This window comes from Nostoc sp. DSM 114167 (genome assembly GCF_052692655.1).
This window is the reverse complement of record NZ_CP195116.1, coordinates 5993572-6017149: the sequence shown is the minus strand read 5'-3', so window position 1 is coordinate 6017149 and position 23578 is coordinate 5993572. Positions and strand designations below refer to the sequence as shown.

The 23578-nt window shown below is 42.2% G+C and carries 19 protein-coding genes; 13 read left to right on the top strand and 6 right to left on the bottom strand.

Annotated elements, in window-relative coordinates:
* Nucleotides 1–73: 73 nt before the first annotated feature.
* From NSTC731_RS25585 to NSTC731_RS25570, 4 genes are all read left to right on the top strand, one after another.
* Nucleotides 74–805, top strand: coding sequence for a class I SAM-dependent methyltransferase (locus NSTC731_RS25585; RefSeq protein ID WP_445627387.1), 732 nt, complete (start codon nt 74–76; stop codon nt 803–805).
* A 279-nt stretch (nt 806–1084) separates the two neighbouring features.
* A complete protein-coding gene (locus NSTC731_RS25580) occupies nt 1085–1615 on the top strand; it encodes a hypothetical protein (RefSeq protein WP_445627386.1) in 531 nt (176 codons plus the stop codon).
* Nucleotides 1616–1797: 182 nt separating this feature from the next.
* Complete coding sequence (locus tag NSTC731_RS25575) at nt 1798–2040, top strand: DUF3368 domain-containing protein (RefSeq protein WP_445627385.1); 243 nt, start codon at nt 1798–1800, stop codon at nt 2038–2040.
* Between the two features lie 227 nt (nt 2041–2267).
* Nucleotides 2268–4037 carry a tetratricopeptide repeat protein gene (locus NSTC731_RS25570; RefSeq protein ID WP_445627384.1) on the top strand — a complete coding sequence of 590 codons (1770 nt, stop codon included), beginning with the start codon at nt 2268–2270 and terminating at the stop codon, nt 4035–4037.
* Between the two features lie 93 nt (nt 4038–4130).
* Here NSTC731_RS25570 and NSTC731_RS25565 read toward each other — a convergent pair whose 3' ends face one another.
* Nucleotides 4131–4628, bottom strand: a complete 498-nt coding sequence (locus NSTC731_RS25565; protein WP_322693396.1) for a pentapeptide repeat-containing protein — start codon at nt 4626–4628, stop codon at nt 4131–4133.
* Between the two features lie 227 nt (nt 4629–4855).
* Here NSTC731_RS25565 and gcvT point away from each other — a divergent pair, with 227 nt between their 5' ends.
* The 3 genes from gcvT to gcvP all read left to right on the top strand — a co-directional run bounded on the left by gcvT (nt 4856) and on the right by gcvP (nt 9644).
* Nucleotides 4856–5992, top strand: a complete 1137-nt coding sequence (gene gcvT / locus NSTC731_RS25560; RefSeq protein WP_445627383.1) for a glycine cleavage system aminomethyltransferase GcvT — start codon at nt 4856–4858, stop codon at nt 5990–5992.
* 124 nt (nt 5993–6116) lie between these two features.
* Nucleotides 6117–6506: a glycine cleavage system protein GcvH gene (gene gcvH, locus NSTC731_RS25555; protein WP_289797706.1), complete on the top strand. Its 390-nt coding sequence runs from the start codon at nt 6117–6119 to the stop codon at nt 6504–6506.
* Between the two features lie 204 nt (nt 6507–6710).
* Nucleotides 6711–9644, top strand: coding sequence for an aminomethyl-transferring glycine dehydrogenase (gcvP, locus tag NSTC731_RS25550; RefSeq protein ID WP_445627382.1), 2934 nt, complete (start codon nt 6711–6713; stop codon nt 9642–9644).
* A gap of 90 nt (nt 9645–9734) precedes the next feature.
* On the opposite strand, the gene NSTC731_RS25545 is transcribed toward gcvP, so the two are convergent.
* The 4 genes from NSTC731_RS25545 to NSTC731_RS25530 form a co-directional block, all read right to left on the bottom strand.
* A complete protein-coding gene (locus NSTC731_RS25545; protein ID WP_445627381.1) occupies nt 9735–10712 on the bottom strand; it encodes a LysR family transcriptional regulator in 978 nt (325 codons plus the stop codon).
* Between the two features lie 508 nt (nt 10713–11220).
* On the bottom strand, nt 11221–12045 hold the full coding sequence (locus NSTC731_RS25540; protein WP_445627380.1) for a WGxxGxxG-CTERM domain-containing protein: 825 nt from the start codon (nt 12043–12045) through the stop codon (nt 11221–11223).
* 877 nt (nt 12046–12922) lie between these two features.
* Nucleotides 12923–14287 carry a HEAT repeat domain-containing protein gene (locus tag NSTC731_RS25535; RefSeq protein WP_445632169.1) on the bottom strand — a complete coding sequence of 455 codons (1365 nt, stop codon included), beginning with the start codon at nt 14285–14287 and terminating at the stop codon, nt 12923–12925.
* 46 nt (nt 14288–14333) lie between these two features.
* A complete protein-coding gene (locus NSTC731_RS25530) occupies nt 14334–14747 on the bottom strand; it encodes a QcrA and Rieske domain-containing protein (protein WP_445627379.1) in 414 nt (137 codons plus the stop codon).
* A gap of 511 nt (nt 14748–15258) precedes the next feature.
* On the opposite strand from NSTC731_RS25530, the gene NSTC731_RS25525 reads away from it, so the two are divergent.
* Nucleotides 15259–16899, top strand: a complete 1641-nt coding sequence (locus NSTC731_RS25525) for a ferredoxin--nitrite reductase (protein ID WP_445627378.1) — start codon at nt 15259–15261, stop codon at nt 16897–16899.
* A 39-nt stretch (nt 16900–16938) separates the two neighbouring features.
* Here NSTC731_RS25525 and NSTC731_RS25520 read toward each other — a convergent pair whose 3' ends face one another.
* Nucleotides 16939–17235 carry a hypothetical protein gene (locus tag NSTC731_RS25520; protein ID WP_445627377.1) on the bottom strand — a complete coding sequence of 99 codons (297 nt, stop codon included), beginning with the start codon at nt 17233–17235 and terminating at the stop codon, nt 16939–16941.
* Nucleotides 17236–17277: 42 nt separating this feature from the next.
* On the opposite strand from NSTC731_RS25520, the gene NSTC731_RS25515 reads away from it, so the two are divergent.
* From NSTC731_RS25515 to NSTC731_RS25495, 5 genes are all read left to right on the top strand, one after another.
* Entirely contained in the window at nt 17278–18780 is a 1503-nt protein-coding gene (locus tag NSTC731_RS25515; protein ID WP_445627376.1) for a NarK family nitrate/nitrite MFS transporter, read from the top strand.
* 263 nt (nt 18781–19043) lie between these two features.
* Nucleotides 19044–21272 (top strand): molybdopterin oxidoreductase family protein, encoded by a 2229-nt coding sequence (locus NSTC731_RS25510; RefSeq protein ID WP_445627375.1) that lies wholly within the window; start codon nt 19044–19046, stop codon nt 21270–21272.
* 292 nt (nt 21273–21564) lie between these two features.
* Nucleotides 21565–22023 carry a phosphate-starvation-inducible PsiE family protein gene (locus NSTC731_RS25505; RefSeq protein WP_445627374.1) on the top strand — a complete coding sequence of 153 codons (459 nt, stop codon included), beginning with the start codon at nt 21565–21567 and terminating at the stop codon, nt 22021–22023.
* A 127-nt stretch (nt 22024–22150) separates the two neighbouring features.
* Nucleotides 22151–22600: a nitrate reductase associated protein gene (locus NSTC731_RS25500; RefSeq protein WP_445627373.1), complete on the top strand. Its 450-nt coding sequence runs from the start codon at nt 22151–22153 to the stop codon at nt 22598–22600.
* Nucleotides 22601–22817: 217 nt separating this feature from the next.
* On the top strand, nt 22818–23420 hold the full coding sequence (locus NSTC731_RS25495) for a DJ-1/PfpI family protein (RefSeq protein WP_445627372.1): 603 nt from the start codon (nt 22818–22820) through the stop codon (nt 23418–23420).
* Nucleotides 23421–23578 lie beyond the last annotated feature (158 nt).

The window sequence follows — 23578 nt, the reverse complement described above, 5'->3', positions numbered from 1 at the left end:
TAATGCATAGCACCTCAGCATCGAATAGGGAGAATGAGATAATTACTCTAATTTACTATTGGTTGAGAATCAAATGACTGAGCTATATGATACTATTGGCGGTGTTTACGAGCAGTTTAAAACTGTAGCCACATTGCCGATCGCCGAAAAATTTACACTATTTAAAATTATTGGTAATTTTCAAGGAAAAACCATTCTAGACTTAGCCTGCGGTACTGGCTTTTATAGCAGATTGTTGAAAGAACAAGGAGCTGCAAAAGTTGTTGGTGTAGACATATCAGAGGAAATGGTAAACGTTGCACGCCAGCAAGAGATGAAAAATCCACTTGGAAATGAATATCAAGTGTTAGATATTGCCAAACTCCACAAAATTGGCAGTTTTGATTTAGTTACTGCGGTTTATCTTCTTAATTATGCAGAAAACAAAGAGTATCTACTACAGATGCTTTCTAATATTCGCAAAAATCTAGCGTCAAACGGGCGTTTTGTTGCCATAACGGTTAATCCGAATTTCTCTTGGAAGAAATCAAATTCAACAAAGTATGGACTTACGGTACTCAAACAAGAATCTTTGTCAGAAGGCTTTTATTCTGAAACTGAACTTCACACAAATCCACCATTTATGATTAAATACTTTGGGTGGAGTCAATCTATTTATGAATGGGCTGTAACAAAAGCTGGGTTTAAGAAGTTTTCATGGCATCCTATAGAAATTCCAAAACAAGCAATAGAACAGTACACAGAAGATTACTGGCAAGATTTTTTAGACAATTGCTTAATCATTGGTCTAAGTTGTGAGAATTAACCTGATTTTTCATGGGAACTTCTCATCCTAATACTTTGTCACATCAACTTTAAAGAAAATTCAGATTTGAGAGCGATCGAGTTCAATGTGTCGCTCAACCATGTGCTAGCGAGAATCGAGTTGGATAGTACCTATGGTGTAAGCCTATAGTTTAGCTACCTTGCTGACTGAATAATCTAGAATCATATTAGCGCTCGTCGCGCTCTATATCGGATAGCGCAATTTTTTTCTCTTTCTAAAAAGAGAAATGTTTCTTTATCAATGGTTGAAATTACGATTATGAACTTTAAAGACATATCCTCAAAATTTCCCCGTCGTCAAGTTATCAAAACTGCTCTCACTTTTGTGACTGGCTTAACTACGACATCACTATTATCTTTTGGGATTACCAAATCCACCAAGCCAGCACAAGCAATTGTTGTGCAACGACCAAATGAATTTGAACTTGAAGGTAAAGATACTAACATCAAGTATTCAATTATCAATGGAGTTCCACAGCTTGATTACAAAACTCAAAAAATTTCTGAGCATTTTAGTGGCGATCAAATTCAGACATTAGCTACTGATATCGGTACGCTACTAACGATAATTATTAGCAAACCACTAAACCCTGATTTGGGAGGAAATATAGTTAAACTGAGCTTACTCTTACCAATTATCAACCTAGCGATCGGAACACGAGAAACTGCTGTCCAAACCGAAGCCATTTTAACTACTCAAAGAACATCAGGATTTATTCGTACTCCCCTATTTGGACAATTACAGTCATATCAAACTATAGTACTCACCGGAACTGCTAGATACCGCTAGATCCGGTCTAATTTCTGAAATGAATTCTTTTGGAAAACCAATTACCAATTATCCCTTAACTCGCAATCTGATTCAGTTAATAATATTTGTAGGTTGAGTTAAATGTTCGCGTCGCTTCAAGTAAGAAACAGTATTTTCAGCATTTTGTAAAAATCCAAAAGAATTTATCCAAGAAATGCCAATTGCCGCAGCAGTTAAATGAATTGAGTTTGGCACTAAAAAATTCCGACTGTCCTGCTATTGTTGACGATAGAGTAGCATGGCGTTGTGGTCAAGCTTTAGGTATTAATACTATCGGAACCGGAGGCTTGCTGATATTAGCGAAAAGACGTGGACTAATCCCAAGCATATCTCCTAAAATTCAAGCTTGGCGTGACGTTGGTTTGTGGCTATCTGATACTTTGGCCAATTTACTCAAGCAATAAACAAAAGAAGAGCGATCGCTATCAATTGTAACTTCAAATAGCTTTTGCTTCCTTTTCTCTCTTTCTTCTTGCCCTCTGCGACTCTGTGGTTTGATTCTCATCCTAAATCACAAAGTACGTAGCCACTAAATTTAAATATTTTTATATAAATGGTACTTTTACCCCAAGCAGAGAAGATTTTCTAATAAAGACAAAGCTACAATAAAAATAAACTTTACAAGCTGTTTATGCAATGGGCTAATTTTCTAGCAAAAGAAGCTGCTACAAATGGCTTATCTCTGGAGCAAACGGCAGCTTTTACAAAATATTTTCAGACAGAAAACTTAGGTAAAACTAAAGCTAAACTTGCCAGCGAATTAAACGTTGATATTGCCGCTTTCACAAAATGGGTGGGTGAGGTATATAACAAGTTTGCCCAGAAGAATCCTGAGTTAGCGACTTTCAACAATCAAGACAAACTAGAAAAGTTACAAGCTTACCTGAGCGTAAAATATAATAATAGCGAATTGGCTGTCCTCAAACCATTGGCGGCGATGAAATTATTCAAATCGCTAGTGGTTCGGGAACGACTGCAACAAGAAGCTTGGGTTGCAAGAAGAATTTGTAAATTTTTAGGATATTTACCTTTAGCGTTAGAGTTAGTGGGACGATATTTGGATAAAATGCCAGATTTGTCTCTGGAAACACTGCTGAAGCGGCTAGAGAAGAAACGAGTGGAACATGAACCAGTAGTCAATGCTAACTCATTGATGCCTGATGAATACGGTATAGTTGAAGCTTTTGAATTGAGTTGGGAACAGTTGGATGAAAATGCTCAAAGCTTCGGCTGTTTGCTAAGTTTGTGTGCTTTAGCTGACATTCCTCTATCTGTTGAGACAATAGAGGATGACAAAAAACAAGAACTCAACGAGAAAGCCATAGCCGATTTACTAGAATTACATTTATTACAACAGAAAAGTAAAGAAATTTATCTTCTAAATCCACAGATTCGACAACTTTTCCGAATGAAGTTGGATAAGTCAAGTGAGGCGGATGAAGCAAAAACTAAATTTGCAGCCATGATGTTAGAGGTAGCAAAGCTAATTCCGCAACAGCTTAACCCAGAAGATATTCTCAACTTCACTCCACATATCCCGCATATTACAGAAGTTGCAACTCACCTATCCGAATATTTAGGTGATGACAATTTAATCACTTTGTTTACCAAATTAGCCTGGTTTTATCAAAGTCAAGGACTTTATCAACAAGCAGAACCTTGGTTGCAACGGTGTGTAGAACTGACTCAAAATCGTCTTGGTTCAGAACATATCCATGTCGCCACTAGTCTAAACAATTTAGCAGTACTCTACGAAACTACAGGACGCTACAGGGAAGCCGAACCCTTGCTTGAACAAGCTTTAGCACTGAGAAAACGTCTGTTAGGAGAAGAACATACCGATGTCGCCACAAGCTTGAGCTATTTGGCATTAATCTACGAATACACAGGACGCTATAGCGAAGCCGAACCTTTGTATCAGCAAGCTTTAGAACTGTGGAAACGCCTAGTGGGAGAAGAACATCCCCATGTTGCCACGAGTCTGAACAATTTAGGAGCATTGTACTGCTATACAAGACGCTACAGAGAAGCCGAACCCTTGTTCAAGCAAGCATTAAAACTGAGAAAACGCCTGCTTGGAGATGCACATCCCGATGTTGCCACCAGCCTGAACAATTTAGCACAACTTTACGAATCTACAGGAAGTTACAAACAAGCCGAACCTTTATATGAGCAAGCTTTAGAACTGAGTAAACGCCTGTTGGGAAATAACCATCCCGATGTCGCCATTAGCCTGAACAATCTAGCAGCGCTTTACCGTCATACAAGACGCTACAGGAAAGCCAAACCCTTATTTGAGAAAGCTTTGAAAATTTGCGAACGGACTTTAGGTATAAGTCATCCGACAACTATGACGGTTCGGGCAAATTATGCCAGCTTTTTAAGAGAAGCATATCATTAGCGATCGCCTCCGGCACGCTACGCGATCGCTGCGCATAATTCGTAATTCGTTAAAAAAATATCCCCCTCTCCACTAGCGAAGGGGGGTTAGGATTTACTTACATCCTAGAGACTTGCGAGTTTCCACACCAGTTTTAGAATTCACACCACTTGCGTTAACACAAAGCTTTTTCACTTGTATTCCATCTAAAATTGCATTCGTAAAATCGGTACCTGTGATATCCACGCCATCAAAAGTAGAACGCAGCATCATCGCATCAGTCAACACAGCATCACTTAAATCAGCATCCTTAAACTTGGTTAGATAAGCTATGCCTTCACTAAAATCAGCACCATGCAGATTTACCCCCTGCAATACGCTACTGTTAAATACGCCACCACGTAAGTCAGCATTGCTAAAATTAGCATTCTCTAATTTGAGATTGGTAAACTCAGTACCAATTAAACTTTGCCCAGAGTAATCCTTGGCCTTGAGTTCATCATTACCCACAGAACGGGTAATACTGGAAGAACTTGCAGCTTGCGCCGATAGGGGAAACAAAAAAAGAACCATAGCTAAGACAAAGCTAGCTAACAGTTGCCAATATTTCATAATCTCTTCTTAATAAATCTCAACATTGCCACCATTAACTATTAAACCTCACAGAAGGGAATAGGGTGCAGGTTATAGGGTACAGATTATTTCCTATCACCTGTTCCCTGTCACCTGTCTCCTGTCCCCTATCCCCTGTCACCTCTTCCCTAATCTCTCGTAGGATGATAGATGTTGAGGTGCGATGCCTAACGGCAAGTTGCTCCGCATCTACGCAATAATTACCTGTGGCTAATCAAGAAGACAACGCCCAATCTCTGGCGCGAACCCCTTTATATCAATTGGGTGTAGAACTCAAAGCACGCCTTACCAGCTTTGGCGGTTGGGAAATGCCCGTGCAATTTAGTGGAATTAGCCGCGAACACGAGGCTGTAAGAAATACAGCCGGAATGTTCGATATTTCCCACATGGGCAAATTTACCCTCCAAGGTAAAAACCTGATTTCCCAACTCCAGCCACTAGTACCTTCCGACTTGAGTCGTTTGCAACCCGGTCAAGCACAATACACCGTATTGTTAAATCCCCAAGCGGGAATTATTGACGACATCATTGTTTATTATCAAGGTGAAGACACCAGTGGTACACAAAAAGCATTCATCATAGTCAATGCAGCAACCTCCAGTAAAGATAAAGCATGGCTATTGCAACACCTTGACTTGGATAAGGTGCAATTCCAAGACCTTTCACCAGATAAAGTCTTAATTGCCGTCCAAGGGCCAAAAGCGATTAAATATCTCCAGCCATTAGTGCAAGAAGACTTGCAACCAATCAAAGCCTTTGGACATTTAGAAGCAACTCTACTAGGTAAACCTGCCTTCCTAGCCCGCACAGGTTACACCGGAGAAGATGGCTTTGAGGTGATGGTAGACCCGAATGTGGGAGTAGAATTGTGGCAAACTCTCCATAAAAATGGTGTTATCCCCTGTGGACTCGGTGCTAGAGACACTCTGCGCTTAGAAGCAGCGATGGCACTTTACGGACAAGATATCGATGACATCACCACACCCTTAGAAGCAGGTTTGGGGTGGCTAGTTCACTTAGATACTAAAGGCGATTTTATTGGTCGGGAAGTTTTAGCACAACAAAAAGCCACTGGAGTAAAGCGCCGATTGGTAGGTTTGCAAACCCAAGGACGCAACATTGCCCGTCATGGCTATCAAGTGTTATCCACAGGTAAAGTTGTGGGAGAAGTTACTAGTGGCACCCTGTCACCGACACTTGGTTATCCTATTGCCTTAGCTTACATTTCCACCCAGCTAGCAACTGTCGGTCAGCAGCTAGAAGTCGAAATTCGCGGCAAAACTTATCCAGCAGTTGTAGTTAAACGTCCCTTTTATCGGTCAAAAAATCGTGTTACCAACTGATAAGCGTCGAGGTTTTTGAGGAATAATGTGTTGTGAGTTATTCAACTACACTAAGGTTCATTACCAGATATGACTTGGATGACTGTTAGGGAAATAGTTTTTTTGATAAGGGAGAGGAAGTGATATGTCTTTTGAATATCCTCAAGATTTCAGATACTTAGATTCTCATGAATATGTGCGAATCGATGGTGAAATTGCCACCATTGGCATTACTGAGTTTGCAGTACATGAATTAGGTGATATCGTCTTTTTGGAACTGCCAGAAATTGGCGATGCTCTTACCAGGGGAGAAAACTTTGGCACAATTGAATCAGTGAAAGCCGTTGAAGAACTGAATTCACCAGTAACAGGCACAGTTATAGAACGGAATGAAGCCTTAATTAGTTCTCCCGAAGAAGTGTCAGAAGACCCTTACGGGGAAGGGTGGTTTTTAAAAGTGCGCGTCAATGACCCTGGCGAAGTTGAAGATGCCTTAACAGCGGATGAGTATCGCGCCCAAGTAGAAGGGGAGTAGGAGTGCTGTTAGCGTCAGCGGGGCGTTTAGCCCGTGCTGAGTGCTGAGTGTTGAGTGGAAGAGTAAGGGACTAGGTGAATGGAGAAGGTAATTAATAATTACTCTTATTCACCTATCCAATATCTTCCGAATCCCCAGTCCCCAGCCCCCAGTTTAAGAGTATTTATTGCAAAATATGAAATAGTACCGTCTGGAGAGTAATTTGTGGTATTGAACGCCCCTATTCTCAAGTCTCATGAGCAGCAAGTGCTGGACGAAAAAAGTAAAAATTTAAGTAGTTTTGTGCCAAGACACATTGGCCCTAACTCCGATGATATTCAGCAAATGCTTAAGGTTTTGGGGTTTCCCAGCCTGGATGCCCTAATCGACCAAACAGTTCCACAGGCAATTCGGCTGAAGCAACCGCTAAAGTTACCTGAAGCAGAAAGCGAGTATGCAGCACTGGCATCGTTAAAAAAAGTTGCTGCCAAAAATCAGGTTTTCCGTTCATACATTGGTATGGGCTATTACGACAGTATTACCCCACCTGTGATTGGGCGTAATATCCTAGAAAACCCCGGTTGGTATACTGCCTACACTCCTTATCAGCCAGAAATTGCTCAAGGGCGACTAGAAGCGCTGCTGAATTTTCAAACTCTGATTATTGACCTTACAGGTTTAGAAATTGCCAATGCTTCGTTACTTGATGAAGCCACAGCAGCAGCAGAAGCGATGAGCCTAAGCTATGGTGTCTCTAAAAATCAGGCAGATGCCTATTTTGTCTCTCGCGATTGCCATCCCCAAACCATTGATGTGTTGCAAACACGTGCTAAACCATTGGGGATTAAGATCGTTGTTGGGGATCATCAAACATTTGATTTTGAGCGAGCAATTTTTGGGGCTGTTCTGCAATACCCTGCAAGTGATGGCACTATTTATGACTACCGCGCTTTTATCGAAAAAGCCCATGCTAAGGGTGCATTGGTGACGGTAGCAGCAGATCCTCTAAGTTTAACTTTGCTGACCCCTCCTGGGGAATTTGGCGCTGATATTGCCGTCGGAAGCACTCAGCGATTCGGTATTCCTTTGGGGTTTGGGGGACCCCATGCGGCATATTTCGCTACGAAGGAAGAGTATAAGCGGCTGGTTCCAGGACGAATTGTGGGAGTCTCAAAAGATGCCCAAGGGAAGCCTGCATTACGTCTCGCCTTGCAAACCCGCGAACAGCACATCCGCCGCGAAAAAGCTACTAGTAATATCTGTACTGCACAGGTGCTACTGGCGGTAATGGCAAGTATGTACGCCGTTTATCATGGGCCTACTGGACTGAAGCAAATTGCTGAGAATATCCATCAGCTAACTTTAATGTTGGCAGCAGGACTTAAGCATCTAGGTTACAAAATTAGTTCTGAAGATTTCTTTGATACACTGCGGGTGGAATTGGGAACACGCAGCCTAGAAGTAATTCTTGAAGCTTGTCAAGCAAGGAATATTAACCTGCGAATTTTTGATGACACTGCTGTTGGTATTTCTCTAGATGAAACAACTACAGTAGATGATTTGGTAGAAGTCTTGGAGATTTTTGCAGCGCCTGATAGTCTATTTCTCGGTTTTAAAGAAATTGGAGACTTAATTGCAGCACAGCGCAAATCACCTCTACAAAACTCAAGCCTTGCCCGTACAAGCACCTATCTCACTCACCCAGTTTTTAACCGCTATCACTCAGAAACGGAATTGTTGCGTTATCTGCACAAGCTAGAAAGCAAGGATTTGTCGCTAACGACATCAATGATTCCTTTGGGTTCTTGCACAATGAAGTTGAATGCAACTGCTGAGATGATTCCGGTAAGTTGGGAGGAATTTGGCAAGATTCATCCATTTGCCCCAGCGTCGCAAACGCAAGGCTATCAAATCTTATTCCAGCAACTTGAGGCATGGTTAGCTGAAATTACTGGGTTTGCGGGAATTTCTCTACAACCAAATGCTGGTTCTCAGGGCGAATATGCTGGACTTTTAGTAATTCGTCAATATCACGAAAATCGGGGCGAAGCACACCGTAATGTTTGTTTGATTCCCACCTCCGCACACGGGACAAACCCAGCAAGTGCGGTGATGTGCGGGATGAAGGTAGTAGCGGTTGCCTGTGACTCACAAGGTAATATTGATGTTGCTGACCTGAAGGCGAAGGCAGAAAAACACAGCAATGAATTAGCCGCCTTAATGGTGACATATCCCTCAACTCATGGGGTCTTTGAGGAGCCAATTCAAGAAATCTGCGCTGTTGTCCATAGTTATGGCGGACAAGTTTACATGGATGGGGCAAATATGAACGCCCAAGTGGGAATTTGCCGTCCTGGGGATATTGGCGCGGATGTCTGTCACTTGAATCTGCACAAAACCTTCTGTATTCCTCATGGTGGCGGTGGTCCTGGTATGGGGCCCATTGGCGTTGCATCTCATCTTGTGCCTTTTCTACCCGGACATCCTGTTGTTACTATCAACGACTCAACTCAGCACTCACATATTGGTGCTGTGGCAGCTGCGCCTTGGGGTAGTGCGAGTATCTTGGTGATTTCTTGGATGTACATCGCCATGATGGGTGCAGATGGTTTAACCCAAGCTACTAAGGTGGCGATTCTCAACGCTAACTACATTGCCAAGAAACTGGAATCGTATTATCCGGTTTTGTATCAGGGGAAAAATGGTCTAGTTGCCCATGAGTGTATTTTAGATTTACGATCGCTCAAAAAATCTGCTGCGATCGAAATCGATGATGTTGCCAAGCGTCTCATAGATTACGGTTTCCATGCGCCGACTGTCTCCTGGCCTGTAGGGGGTACAATCATGGTGGAACCTACAGAAAGTGAATCTAAGCAAGAGTTGGATCGTTTCTGTGATGCGTTGATTTCTATTCGTCAAGAAATTGCCGAAATAGAAGTTGGCAAAGTGGATATCCAAGATAATCTTTTGAAGAACGCACCCCACACTGCCGAAAGTTTAATTACTGGAGAATGGCAGCATTCCTATTCTCGCGAACAAGCTGCCTATCCTGCGCCTTGGACTCGTGAATATAAATTCTGGCCAGCTGTCGGTCGCATTGATGCAGCCTTTGGCGATCGCAATTTTGTTTGTTCTTGTCTGCCAATGGATGCTTATTAAACTGAAGTAGGGGCGTACAGCTAGCTGTGCCCCCTACGATAGATTATTTTTTTCGCTGGAATTTTTAAAATTGGGATCGCGTTGCTTTAATTAACTTACGTTGTCCAATAAAATCGCAGTTGAGGAAGGCGATCGCTGCTGGTTAATTTGTAGTGGGATATTTTCTTGCACGAGTTGCCAAAAATGTTTAATGGGAGGAATTTGCAGACGATCTTGAGTTGTCACCATAACTACCCGTCGAGTCAAACTCGAACCATCTGCTAAACCACTAGTATTATTACTGGCTAAAGAACGAATCGCCAGGGTAGGGTCAAGACGTGCTTCCAGTAATGCTGATTGAGGTAGCAAAGCTATCAATTTCCCTTGGCGCACAACTCCCCGGAAGGCATCTAGGGTATTTACCTCTAAAGCCGACTGGAGTGTGGCTTCCATCCGCTCAAATTTATCTTGTATTAAGCGTTGCATCCCATAACCATCTTTAAAAACCACTTGGGGATAACGAATTAGCTCCGACCAAGGGACGCATTCATATTGTGCGAGAGGATGATTGGCTGCGGCTAAAACTTCTATAGGTTCATCATAAAGTACTTCTACCACCATTTCTCTACTGGTGGTTAAAAAGCGATTATTCATCACAATTGCTAAATCCACCAATCCATCTTTGAGGACTTTCAGGGCGCGATCGCTTCCCAATGAAGTCACCCGCAATTGCACATCTGGATAATCATAACAAAATTTTTGCAACACTGGTGGTAAGTAAGATCCACAGAGAGAGTGAATCACGGCAATGCAAAGTTCTGGTTGCTTTCCGGCGATTAAATCGGCTAATTCTTCTGTAGCAGTCTGCCACTCTTGACAAATTTTACGAACGCGGGGTAACAAACGTTCGCCTCCTAGTGTCAGTTTGGCATGAGTGCTTCTGTGAAACAGTTCTATCCCCAAATCTGCTTCTAATGCTTGGATTTGGCGACTAATCGTCGATTGGGTAACACCAGATGTTCGCGCTGCTTGTTGAAAGCTGCCGGTTTGGGCGATCGCTAGAAAGGCTTGCAACTGCTCTAGGCGCATTTTTATGTAGCCTGAATTACATTTATCAGTTTTATAAAGTTAACGGATTTTTATCCACAATTTAGTAGAGTTTGTTACAGCTTTTTTTCTCTGATTAACATTTAAGTAAATCAGATTTGACCGCCTTTATTGTCAATGATGCGCTTTGCACCGATTTTTTCGGTAAATTTCGCCCAAAAAATAATTAACTATTTTCTGCTGAAATATATGAATTTTTAGATAATATTTTTAACGGTATCGTTCTGAGCCATTCTCTTGTGATTACAGAAGCTAATAGTTGAACTGTAGCGAACTATCAGTGTTTCACTCGATCGTTATGCGACGGATTATATAGCGGTTTCTAATTGAGATAAAGTAATCATTTGAACTTCGCATCTCAATTACCTGAATGTTACCGTTGCTCAGGTTGTTTTTGTACAACTTACGGATACAGCTGCGATCGCATCAGATTTGCAAAAGACATAGAGGGCACAAACTATAGCTGTGCCCTCCTAAAATGTGGTGAATGCTATCTAGAGCGAGAACCTGTTACTTCATCGGGATCTCTATAAGCCCGAACTTTTTCGCGATTACGCAGTCCAGCTAAACCAGCTAGACCAAGTAAACCTAGCCAACCAAAATTGAAACCGCGATCGCTAGTTCTTTCGGAAGCTGCGACACCTGTATTTCTGTTAGTACCTGTGGCATCAGTGCCAGTGCCTGTTGTTCCACTACCTGTGGTATCAGTGCCAGTACCTGTTGTTCCACCTGTGGTATCAGTGCCAGTGCCTGTTGTTCCACTGCCCGTTGTTCCACCTGTGGTATCAGTACCAGTGCCTGTTGTTCCACTGCCCGTTGTTCCACCACCTGTTGTGCCAGTGCCTGTAGTTCCAGTTCCAGTGCCCGTTGTGCCAGTTCCAGTGCCTGTAGTTCCAGTTCCAGTACCTAAGCCAGTGCCTGTAGTTCCAGTTCCAGTGCCTGTAGTTCCAGTTCCAGTACCTAAGCCAGTGCCTGTTGTCCCAGTGCCTGTAGTTCCAGTTCCAGTACCTAAGCCAGTGCCTGTTGTCCCGGTTCCACTGCCCGTTGTCCCAGTTCCAGTGCCTGTAGTTCCAGTTCCAGTACCTAAGCCAGTCCCGGTTCCAGTCCCAGTTCCAGTGCCTGTTGTCCCGGTTCCAGTCCCTGTAGTTCCAGTTCCAGTACCTGAGCCAGTGCTACTACCGGAGCTTCCGCTACCGGAGCCTCCACTGCCGGAACCTCCACTTTGGGCGGAAACTAAAGTAGGTAAGGATACAGAAGCGAAACTGATGGCAAATACAGTAGCTAAAACAGCTTTAGATAAATTGAAAGGCTTCATGCTTATGGTTCCTTTTATTTTCTAGATTTGTATCGTTGATTGATTTACAAAAGCAATATTGTCTCTTCAATCCACTACTAAATTAGGTAAATTATGACGAGGCAGATTGCAGAGTATTTTACTTAACTTCTTCTGGAAAAGTTGAAAGTATTTGAAAATACTACTAACAACTCGTTCTTTCTTTGTCACATTAAGCAAAATAACTCATAATCAGTAATTACTAATTTAGGATTAAGAACTTACGAACAAAATCGCTTGTTCAAAATAGAAAATAACTATTGTTACACTTATTTCTATCTATCCTATTTTTATTCATTACTTATTGTGAATCATTTTGTTACTGTTAGATAGCATAAGTGTTAGTTTTTCATCAGACTTCTACCATAAGAGTAAAACCACTTATATCCCAAGAATTAATTTGGCATTCAAGTTAGGTTAGTTTATATAGGAATCCGCTTTGATTCGGAGAAATTATTTGCGTAGGGAGGGAATAGGGAAGAAGGAATAAATGTATACTGAGTTTTTTTCAAAAATCAAATACGAGTCCTATATAATTACTTTATTGACATTAGCTTTTAGTTATTTCGATCTAAATGAACTAAAAACTCTATACAGCCGGATGCTGCTAGCAGTTGAGACTCTATTAAGAATACTTCACAATCTTATTTCACCTGAAAACTTATAACTTCATACTCCAGATGTGTCTTACTTTAGACTTAAGGAATACTTTTCTTGCCAGTTCAGTAGAACGGCATAAATAATTAAAGGTTTGTAATCAGGATTTTAATCCTCTCTTATCTAGGAGAGGCTGCGCCCTAAGCGTAGCTATGCCGCAGACTTTACGAGACGCTACGCGATTAAAAGTTGACACTGAAATTTACCATTCCGCTAAAGCGATCGCTATTGCTTGTTTTAAATCTGGTGTGATTGCGTCATTATTCGCTAACTGCTGCAATTGTTGATGTGTGGCTTCTCCATCCAGATTTTTCAGTGCTGCGATCGCATGTAGTCTCACCGATGCATTCGGATCGGCTAACAGGGAAATCAATGGTTCAATTGCCTGCATTTCGCCTAACTGTCCTAAAGATAAAGCGATCGCACTTTTGATGCTAGCAACCTCTGTGGCCGGATGCTGCGTTAGCATTCGCGGAGCATCTCGTAGAGAAGCTTGCTGTTCGCGTAGCGTCTCGTAGAGAAGGGATCGCAGTATTTGCAGTAATATTTCTACCGCTGGTGTAGTTAACTCCGGTTTTTGCACTCGTCCCAAAACTGTGACAATTTCTTGCCACACTGTTGCTGATGTACTTTGATTCAGTGCTGTTTGCAAATATTCCAAACTCGATAACGTTCCCACCCAACTTAAAGCGCGGATGGTTTCTAATTGCAGCGTTATCGGTGTCTGAGGTGAAATCAGCAAATCAAATAAGTATTTAGCAGCGTCATCACTACCAATTCGAGAAAGGGTAACTGCGGCTGCACAACAAACATCAAGGTTAAAGTCGTAAAGTTTGGGTTGCAGTTTCGTTATTAAATCTAATGCTTGATGTAAATCGGGGCGAAAACCCAAACCAAGCACTGCTGCACGCCTCACTGTGGCGGCTGGATCGTCCAAAGCTTTCAACAATACTGGCGGTATGCGTTCGTCATGAAAACTGCTGAGGGCTTCAATTGCGGCGGCGCGGATTGCTGCTTGTGGATCTTGCACTATACTCAACAGCGGCGTGATGGTTTCTGGTTGCCGAATACAACAAAGCGATCGCACTGCTAACAATCGTGTATTTTCGTCTAAAAGAAGTTCAGTTAGTGAAGCAATCGCAACAGTACCCATTTGTCCCAGTGCTGTAGCTGCGATCGCTTTGAGTTCTTCATCCTCATCATTTTTCAACAATTCAACTATTGACGCGATGGCTTCTGGGTGTTTAAATTCGCCCAAAGTCCTTGCTGCATACCAGCGCAATTCGTCTTCTGCGTTTTCATCTTCTAATATTTCAACGAGTGGTGGGATAGCAATATTGCCAAAGTGAGTCAACACTTTGGTAATTTCCCAGCGTTGCTGAAAATCGCCCATTTCTAAGATGGAAAGTGTTAATTTTAGAAGATATTCTCGATTTTTAACTATCTCTGGATCTTCCGAATCTACCCCTAAAACTAATTGTTGCAAATATTGAATTAGTGATGACCAATCAGCGGCATTATGTGCTGCCTCGGCTTGTACCAAAAGCTGTTTGATATTACTCACAATATCTTGCTTGAATTATCAATTTTCTACCTCCTGTCCCCTGCCTCCACTAGCTTGGCTTAACTAAAACAGAATTGCCCTCAATCTTAGCGGCGTAAGTTTTTAGGGGGTCGGTTGCTGGGCCTTTTTGCACTTTACCATCGGCTCCATATTCCGAACCATGACAGGGACAAGCGAATTTTTTGGCATCTGCTTTCCATGCTACAGTGCAACCTGCATGAGTACAAGTAGGGTCAACAGCAGTTAGATTTCCGGCTTTAGATGTGCCGACTACCAGCACAGGCCCAGCAGGTGAGTTTTTTGCCAGCAATTGACCTGTTTTATCTAAATCTGCCGATGTACCTACTGTTTGCCAATCTTTAGATGCTGGAGTTGTTTGAGAAGAACAAGCTGCGATCGCTACAGGTAGAGAACTCGCAATCCAGCTCAAACCTACCCAATTAATAAAGTCACGACGTTTCATAACTGCTGAAATAATATCTAAGTTTTAGCTAACATCTCCCATTCAATTTTGGATTTTAGATTAGTCTATGGCGATCCAAAATTACTTCAGTTTTCTCAAATACCGTTGATTAAGGGCGCTGCATCGCTTATGGGTGACTTTAATGCAAGTAATGCATACTATTCATGCATTTTTTGAAAAATTTTTCCAAAAATCGTAACAATTTATACGATTTTAACACAAAAGTCACCTTAAGTTATGAGTATCGAAATTGTTACATGAACATTATCTAAACCTGCTTGACAAATTCCCAAGATGTAAATGGTCACAAATTTTCCTTAACTAACCACGGATTTGAAGTTTTGCGTTGGAATGTTCTTGAGTAAAAATAATCAGCCGTAGTTAAATATTAAGTTTTTATTCCCTAAATCTCGTAGATACAACACCTGATGTAACTACGGACTGATTGGAATTGGGAAATTATGACCACAGTTACCGATCGTATCAGTAATTTGCAACGAGATTCAAACTCATGACAGACACAGCAACTACCACTAGCCTTAATAAGTTTGAGAAATTAAAAGCAGAAAAAGATGGACTTGCCATCAAGAGTGAAATAGAGAAATTTGCCGCCTTGGGTTGGGAGGCGATGAACGAAACAGATCGCGATCATCGACTCAAATGGGTAGGTGTGTTTTTTCGCCCAGTTACCCCAGGTAAGTTTATGATGCGGTTGCGGATGCCTAACGGTATTCTTACCAGCAGCCAGATGCGTGTTTTAGCGCAAGTAGTGCAGCGTTACGGTGATGATGGTTGCGCTGATATTACTACCAGACAGAATATTCAATTACGGGGGATCAGAATTGAAGATTTACCAGACATCTTTAATAGATTTCACGCAGTTGGTTTAACCAGCGTTCAGTCAGGGATGGATAACGTTCGCAATATCACAGGCGATCCCGTGGCGGGGTTAGATGCAGATGAGTTGTACGACACGCGAGAGTTGGTACAGCAAATTCAAGATATGCTCACCAATAAAGGGGAAGGAAACCCAGAATTTAGCAACTTACCACGGAAGTTTAATATTGCGATCGCAGGTGGACGAGACAATTCAGTTCACGCTGAAATTAACGATTTAGCTTTTGTGCCAGCATTTAAGGAAGCAGGGGAGCAGGGGAGCAGCACTTCGACTACGCTCAGTGACCGAGGAGCAGGGGAGCAGAATTTCTTCTCTGCCCATTCCCAGCAAAAAATTTTCGGGTTTAACGTTTTAGTCGGTGGTTTTTTCTCAGCTAAACGTTGTGAGGCGGCGATTCCGCTGAATGCTTGGGTGGCTCCAGAAGATGTGGTAGCTGTATGTAGAGCGGTTTTGGAAGTCTTTCGCGACAATGGGCCGCGTGCTAATCGCCAAAAATCGCGTTTGATGTGGCTAATCGATGAATGGGGTTTAGATAAGTTTCGAGCAGAAGTAGAAAACCGTTTGGGTAAATCATTAATATCCGCAGCACCTAAAGACGAGATCGACTGGGAAAAACGCGACCACATCGGGGTATATAAACAAAAACAACCAGGATTAAATTACGCAGGCTTACACATTCCTGTTGGTCGGTTGTATGCCGAAGATATGTTTGAAATTGCCCGTCTGGCCGAAGTTTACGGTACTGGCGAAATCCGTTTCACAGTTGAGCAAAACATTGTGATCCCCAATATTGCTGACTCGCGTTTAGCAACATTTTTAACTGAGCCTTTGCTGGAAAGATTTTCTATCGATCCAAGTTTGTTGGCGCGATCGCTAGTATCTTGCACAGGCGCACAATTTTGCAACTTTGCCCTGATCGAAACCAAAAACCGCGCCCTGGCAATGATTAAAGCCTTAGAAGAAGAGTTAACCTTCACCAAACCAGTGCGAATTCATTGGACAGGTTGTCCCAACTCCTGCGGACAGCCCCAAGTTGCAGACATCGGCTTGATGGGAACTAAAACTCGCAAAAATGGCAAAACCTTGGAAGGTGTTGACATATATATGGGCGGCAAAGTTGGCAAAGATGCCCATTTGGGAACTTGCATTATCAAAGGTATACCATGCGAAGATTTGCAGCCAATATTGCAAGATTTACTCATCCAAAAGTTTGGGGCAAAACTCAACAAAGAAGCTTTAGTCGTTAGTAACTGATTGGGGATTTGTCATTTGTCATTGGTCATTTGTCATTTGTCATTTGTCATTTGTCATTGGTTCAAACTCAGATTTTAACCTTAAAGGCGCAACTTCCGAGATAAAAGGCGCAACTTCCGAGTTCAAAGCCGCAACTTCCGAGATAAAAGCCGCAACTTCCGAGTTCAAAGCCGCAACTTCCGAGTTCAAAGCCGCAACTTCCGAGTTCAAAGCCGCAACTTCCGAGATAAAAGGCGCAACTTCCGAGTTCAAAGGCGCAACTTCCGAGTTCAAAGGTGCAACTTCCAAGTTCAAAGCCGCAACTTCCGAGTTCAAAGGCGCAACTTCCGAGTTCAAAGGCTCATCTTTTCCGTATTTTATTCAATTAGAAAGATTGCAATGCTTAAAAACTTATTTTCATTTAGCGATCGCTACCGCATCTTACATCAGACTTGGTTTGCTTTCTTTCTGACTTTTGTTTGTTGGTTTAACTTTGCCCCCTTCGCTACAACCATTGGCAGAGAACTACATTTAGCACCAGAACAAATCAAAACTTTGGGTATCTGTAACCTTGCTCTTACAATTCCCGCACGCCTAATTATTGGGATGCTTCTGGATCGTTTTGGCCCCAGAATCACCTACTCAATGCTGCTGATGTTTGCGGCTGTTCCTTGTTTAGCGACGGCGCTAGCGCAAGACTTTAATCAACTAGTCATTAGCCGTTTGCTGATGGGAATTGTCGGATCTGGATTCGTTGTGGGTATCCGTATGGTGTCCGAATGGTTCCAGCCGAAGGAGATGGGAATTGCTCAAGGTATTTATGGCGGTTGGGGTAACTTTGGGGCTTTTGGCGCAGAATTTGCTTTACCGATACTTGCAGTCTCTACGAGCTTTTTCGCTGGTGGTGCTTCTAACTGGCGATTTGCGATCGCATTTACAGGGATTATTGCAGCTATCTACGGCGTAATTTATTACAACAACGTCCAAGATACGCCTACAGGTAAAATTTACAAAAAACCTAAGAAAAATGGTTCTCTAGAAGTGACCAGTGTTAAAAGCTTCTGGGCGATGATTGTCTCGAATTTTGGTTTAATTTTCGCCTTGGGTTTATTGGCTTGGCGTTTGGAACAAAAGAACATTCACTTCCTAACTTTGAACCAAATGTATTTGATTTGGTTACTATTAGCAGGATTATTTGCTTACCAAAGTTACAAAGCTTGGGAAGTAAACCGAGAACTTTTAATTGGCAAGAAAACTTACGCTCTATCCGAACGCTTCCAATTTGGTCAAGTAGCCTTACTCGAATTCACTTATATCACTAACTTTGGTAGCGAACTGGCAGCCGTTTCCATGCTTCCAGCATTCTTTGAAAAAACCTTTGCTTTAGAACATGTTGTCGCTGGGATGATTGCTGCTACCTATCCATTCTTAAATTTGATTTCTCGTCCTAGTGGTGGCTTAATTTCTGATAAATTTAACTCCCGAAAATGGACAATGACAATTATCAGCGCTGGCATTGGTGTTAGTTATTTGATGGCACATTTTATTAATAGTAACTGGCCGATTCCGGTAGCGATCGCAGTGACAATGATTGCCGCTTACTTTGCTCAAGCTGGCTGCGGCGCAACCTACAGCATCGTTCCCCTAATTAAGAAAGAAGCCACTGGACAAATTGCCGGTAATGTGGGAGCTTACGGTAATTTTGGCGGCGTAGTTTACTTGACAATTTTCAGCTTAACCGACGCTCCCACACTATTTTCCACAATGGGTTTAGCTGCACTAGTCTGTGCTTTTATGTGTGCCTTCTTCCTCAAAGAACCAAAAGGTTCCTTTGCCCCTACATTTGAAGGTGAATTACCAGAAACCGCAACGAAAAACCCTATCTTCTTAACTGAAGAATAGACCTGTCTTGAAAACAGAGATTAGGAAGTAGAAACAAGAAATTCTCATAGTTCGTAGTAAGGACTTTAGTCGAATGACACTAAGAAAAGATACATGACTAGTTCCCAGCCTCTAGGCTGGGAAACCATTCTGGGAGGCTCCGCCTCCAGTAGCTTTACAAGCGTGCCATTCGTTTCAAAGAGTTTTTGCATAACAAACAAATTTCTCAAACTGCCGCTACATCTGAGGTTGCACAATCAAAATAACAAAATGGTACAACTGCCATGAGTGAATTTACCAAAACTCTCTGCCCCTACTGTGGTGTTGGCTGTGGTTTAGAAGTTTCACCCCCAGCCCAACTTGGCAAAGCAACTAATCGAGATAGTCAAGGAAATCCGACTTGGCGGGTGCGGGGTGATAAAGCCCATCCATCCAGTCAGGGTATGGTTTGCGTCAAAGGTGCAACGATCGCAGAATCTTTAGATAAAAATAGATTACATTACCCAATGGTGCGAGACTCCTTAGAGCGAGAGTTTCGCCGCGTTAGCTGGGATGAAGCTTTCGATCTGATCGCCAAACGCATTCAAACCGTGCGTTTCACTCAAGGGCCAGAAGCCTTATGTATGTATGGTTCCGGTCAGTTTCAAACTGAGGATTACTACATAGCCCAGAAACTTATGAAAGGCTGTCTGGGTACTAATAATTTTGATGCCAACTCTCGCTTATGTATGTCTAGTGCTGTGGCTGGGTACATTCAAAGCTTTGGTTCAGATGGGCCCCCATGCTGTTACGATGACTTGGAGTTAACCGACTGTGCATTTTTAATTGGTACTAATACGGCTGAATGTCACCCCATCGTTTTCAATCGACTGGAGAAATATCACAAAAAGAACCGCAAAGTCAAAATGATTGTGGTCGATCCCCGTCGCACACCAACCGCAGAAGCCGCTGATTTACATTTAGCCATTCGTCCCGGTACAGATATCGACTTGTTGAACGGCATTGCCCATTTGTTGATGCGCTGGAACTATATTGATACGATGTTCATGGACGACTGCACCAGCAACTTTCCGGCTTATGCTGAGGTGATTCGCCACTATCCGCCAGAAGTGGTAGCTCGTCAATGTGGAATCAGTATTGAAGATTTAGAAACAGCAGCACGTTACTGGGGTAAATCTGAGCGGGTACTGTCTTTGTGGTCAATGGGTGTGAATCAATCCTCCGAAGGGACGGCTAAGGTAAGAACGATTATTAACCTGCACCTGATGACTGGACAGATTGGCAAACCTGGGGCTGGCCCTTTTTCCCTCACTGGTCAACCGAACGCGATGGGAGGACGGGAAGCCGGAGGTTTGGCGCATTTATTACCGGGTTATCGAGTAGTGAAAAATCCGCAGCACCGTGCAGAAGTTGAAGAGTTTTGGGGACTCAAGCCAGGACAAATTTCACCCAATCCCGGTTTGACTGCTTGGGACATGATTACTGGGTTAGAAAATGATGCTGTAGGGTTACTGTGGATTGCAGCTACTAATCCCGCTGTGAGTATGCCAGATTTAGAGCGGACTAAAAAGGCATTGTTGCGATCGCCTTTCACTATTTACCAAGACGCATATTATCCCACAGAAACTTCTGCCTACGCTCACGTTCTACTACCAGCAGCCCAGTGGGGTGAAAAAACTGGCGTGATGACAAACTCCGAACGGACGGTAACTCTGTGTTCAGCATTTCGCCAACCACCAAGAGAAGCTAAAGCCGATTGGGAAATTTTTGCCGAAGTTGGACGGAGATTAGGTTTTGAGAAAGAATTTGCCTTTGCTAACTCTGCTGATGTTTATGCTGAGTTTGTCAAACTAACTAAAAATCGCCCCTGCGATATGACAGGTGTCAGTCACCCGCAATTACAAGCAGAAGGGCCGACTCAATGGCCTCACCCAGAAAAAAGTTATGAATTAGAATCTTCTAACTCTTGTACAGACGCGATTAATCGCGTCTCTACTCCTAACTCCAAACGCCTCTACACCAATCTCCGCTTCCACACCCCTGATGGACGCGCTCGATTTGGGGCATATTACTCCAAGGGATTGGCAGAACCACCAGACCCAAATTATCCGTTTGTACTAACTACTGGAAGACTTTACGGACATTGGCATACGCAGACACGCACTGGTCGAATTGAAAAAATTTGCAAAATGCATCCCGAACCGTTTATCGAAATTCATCCCCGTGATGCTGCTCGGTTAGGTATTGCCGATAGTATGTATATAGAAGTGCGATCGCGTCGTGGTAAAGCGAAGTTTCCTGCTAAAGTCACAAAAGCGATCGCACCTGGTACAGTTTTTGTCCCTATGCACTGGGGTTCGCTGTGGGCAGATAATGCCGAAGCCAACGCCCTCACCCATCCAGAATCTTGCCCCGATTCGCTACAACCAGAATTAAAAGCCTGTGCTGTGCAGTTGATACCAATTTCGGTGGAAGTTCCCATCAAAGATTATCAACTCCAGTCCTCACAATAGTAAGCTGCAAAGTGTAGCTCAGAAGTGGTAATTCATAACCAGCAACAGGTAATTTCGTCAATAATCAATAGTCAATAGTTATTATCATTTTTTATAACTCTCTAATTTTGACTGTTACCAATTACTATATCTAAAGAGGTAAATTTTTAGTAACAAGGGATTTTACTAGAGTTTATTTTCGCTATGGATAAAGAATAAAAAAGCATAGAAACTTACAAAAAATTGTCAATTTTTTTCAATCCTTTAGATTTATCTATGGGATTTTATTTTATTTGAGAATTGGGTGCAGCAGATGAAAAAGCTAATGAGGCGAATTCTAAGAGCTACCACAGATGAGAACTTCATGCACATTATTGAAAATATAGAAGTGCTAGTTTCTAAAGTTCTATCTATTTTTATGGTGGTCGTAATTTTGGTAACGATCGGAGATTTAGGAATTTTTATTTTTAAAGAGTTATTTACAGTTCCTTATGGACAATTTAACTCCACTTTGTATAAAATTTTTGGTTTATTTTTAAATATTTTAATTGCTTTAGAAATATTAGAAAATATTACCGCCTATCTCCGACGACATGTTTTTCAGGTTGAATTAGTGATTGTCACTTCTTTAATAGCTGTTGCCAGAAAAATTATTATTCTTGACTTAGAAAAAGTTCCAGGAATTGATATAATTGGCTTAGGTATAGCTATTCTTGCTTTATCAATTAGTTATTTAATAATTCGTCTCAGTAATTCCAAAGATCCAAGCTAAATAAAATGCGTAACAAACTATAGTGGTTCTCAATTGTATGGAATACAGACCACTTTTAAAGTACAGCAATTTTGGGTTTGTTAAGCAACAGGATCAATTATTAATTTTGAATTCGGAGCGAAGCGACGTGACAGATTTCTTTCAATTTGAAGCAGACTTTGTTGATTCTCTGCGTTGCATCCCTATGCAGGTGCGTTGTAAATTAGATACCTGTGGTATCAAGCTAAAATTGTCTGATTGGAATCAAATGACGACAGGTGAACGGCAAGCTTTAGTGGAATTACCTTGCACTACAGAAACAGAAATTCAGTCTTACCGCGAGCATATCGAGCAATTAATCATACAACGCACAGGTGTACCAGCGACAAAATTGCCCATTGAGCCTCATCCTGCATGGCTAGATGCCACTGTACCAGCTAGGGTTCAAGAAAAAGCTCAAGAAATAGGTGTAACCCTGACACAGCAACATTGGGCAGCTTTAACACCCTTACAGCGTTTTGCTTTGATTAAACTCAGCCAGCCAGGACATGAAAACAAAAATTTTCCGAGAGCGATCGCAGAATTTAATCTGCTTTAATTTACCATTCGATCGTAATCGTTGAATTATCGTCATGTTCCTAGAAGATGTATTAATTTTTGTTAAGTTGCCACTCTGAAATGATACATGACAGCACAGTGATTGATGTTAGGTATCAAAAACTCGTACATAAACTAACGCCGAAAAAAGCTGACTCTAAATTAATATTTACTTTATAAACAACTATTGATGACTAATAGGTGAGGGTAACAAATATATGGCCGCAAAGAAACTTTTGATGCTTGTTGGCGACTATGTAGAAGACTATGAAGTGATGGTTCCTTTCCAGACATTGCAAGTGGTGGGACACACTGTCCATGCAGTTTGCCCCGATAAAAAAGCTGGCGATCGGGTGCGGACAGCAGTTCATGACTTTGAAGGAGACCAGACTTACAGCGAAAAACCCGGACACAATTTTACTTTAAACGCAACGTTTGCAGAAGTAGAAGCCACAACCTACGATGCCTTAGTCATTCCTGGAGGAAGGGCACCAGAATATCTCCGCCTCAATCAGCAGGTGCTAGAAATCACCCGTCACTTTGCCCAAGCCAATAAACCGATTGCTGCCATTTGCCACGCCTTGCAGTTATTAGCAGCTGCTGATGTACTGCAAGGCAAGAGATGTACTGGCTACCCTGCTTGTAGCCCAGATATCAAGAGTGCTGGAGGAATCTATGTTGATATCCCTGTCGATCGGGCAATAGTTGATGGTAACTTAGTGACAGCACCAGCTTGGCCTGCTCACCCACATTGGCTAGCAGAATTCCTCACAGTACTTGGAACTAAGATTGAACACCCAGAATTGACTACAGTTGTTTGAGACAAGATACTAGAAATCTTTTGGTTCACTTCATAACAGTTTCTTTCCCTACTCCCTACTCCAAAAGAGCTTTGGCAAAAACAACTGACAACAGACGACTAAAAATTATATATTTTTGAAATGGAACTAAATGCAGTAAAAAATACTATTTTTTAATA

Bases quoted from the DNA above. Each gene is read 5' to 3' on its own strand.
- NSTC731_RS25585 (WP_445627387.1), top strand. From the start codon at position 74: ATGACTGAGCTATATGATACTATTGGCGGTGTTTACGAGCAGTTTAAA.
- NSTC731_RS25580 (WP_445627386.1), top strand. From the start codon at position 1,085: ATGAACTTTAAAGACATATCCTCAAAATTTCCCCGTCGTCAAGTTATC.
- NSTC731_RS25570 (WP_445627384.1), top strand. From the start codon at position 2,268: ATGCAATGGGCTAATTTTCTAGCAAAAGAAGCTGCTACAAATGGCTTA.
- NSTC731_RS25565 (WP_322693396.1), bottom strand. From the start codon at position 4,628: ATGAAATATTGGCAACTGTTAGCTAGCTTTGTCTTAGCTATGGTTCTT.
- gcvH (WP_289797706.1), top strand. From the start codon at position 6,117: ATGTCTTTTGAATATCCTCAAGATTTCAGATACTTAGATTCTCATGAA.
- NSTC731_RS25545 (WP_445627381.1), bottom strand. From the start codon at position 10,712: ATGCGCCTAGAGCAGTTGCAAGCCTTTCTAGCGATCGCCCAAACCGGC.
- NSTC731_RS25540 (WP_445627380.1), bottom strand. From the start codon at position 12,045: ATGAAGCCTTTCAATTTATCTAAAGCTGTTTTAGCTACTGTATTTGCC.
- NSTC731_RS25530 (WP_445627379.1), bottom strand. From the start codon at position 14,747: ATGAAACGTCGTGACTTTATTAATTGGGTAGGTTTGAGCTGGATTGCG.
- NSTC731_RS25525 (WP_445627378.1), top strand. From the start codon at position 15,259: ATGACAGACACAGCAACTACCACTAGCCTTAATAAGTTTGAGAAATTA.
- NSTC731_RS25515 (WP_445627376.1), top strand. From the start codon at position 17,278: ATGCTTAAAAACTTATTTTCATTTAGCGATCGCTACCGCATCTTACAT.
- NSTC731_RS25510 (WP_445627375.1), top strand. From the start codon at position 19,044: ATGAGTGAATTTACCAAAACTCTCTGCCCCTACTGTGGTGTTGGCTGT.
- NSTC731_RS25505 (WP_445627374.1), top strand. From the start codon at position 21,565: ATGAAAAAGCTAATGAGGCGAATTCTAAGAGCTACCACAGATGAGAAC.
- NSTC731_RS25495 (WP_445627372.1), top strand. From the start codon at position 22,818: ATGGCCGCAAAGAAACTTTTGATGCTTGTTGGCGACTATGTAGAAGAC.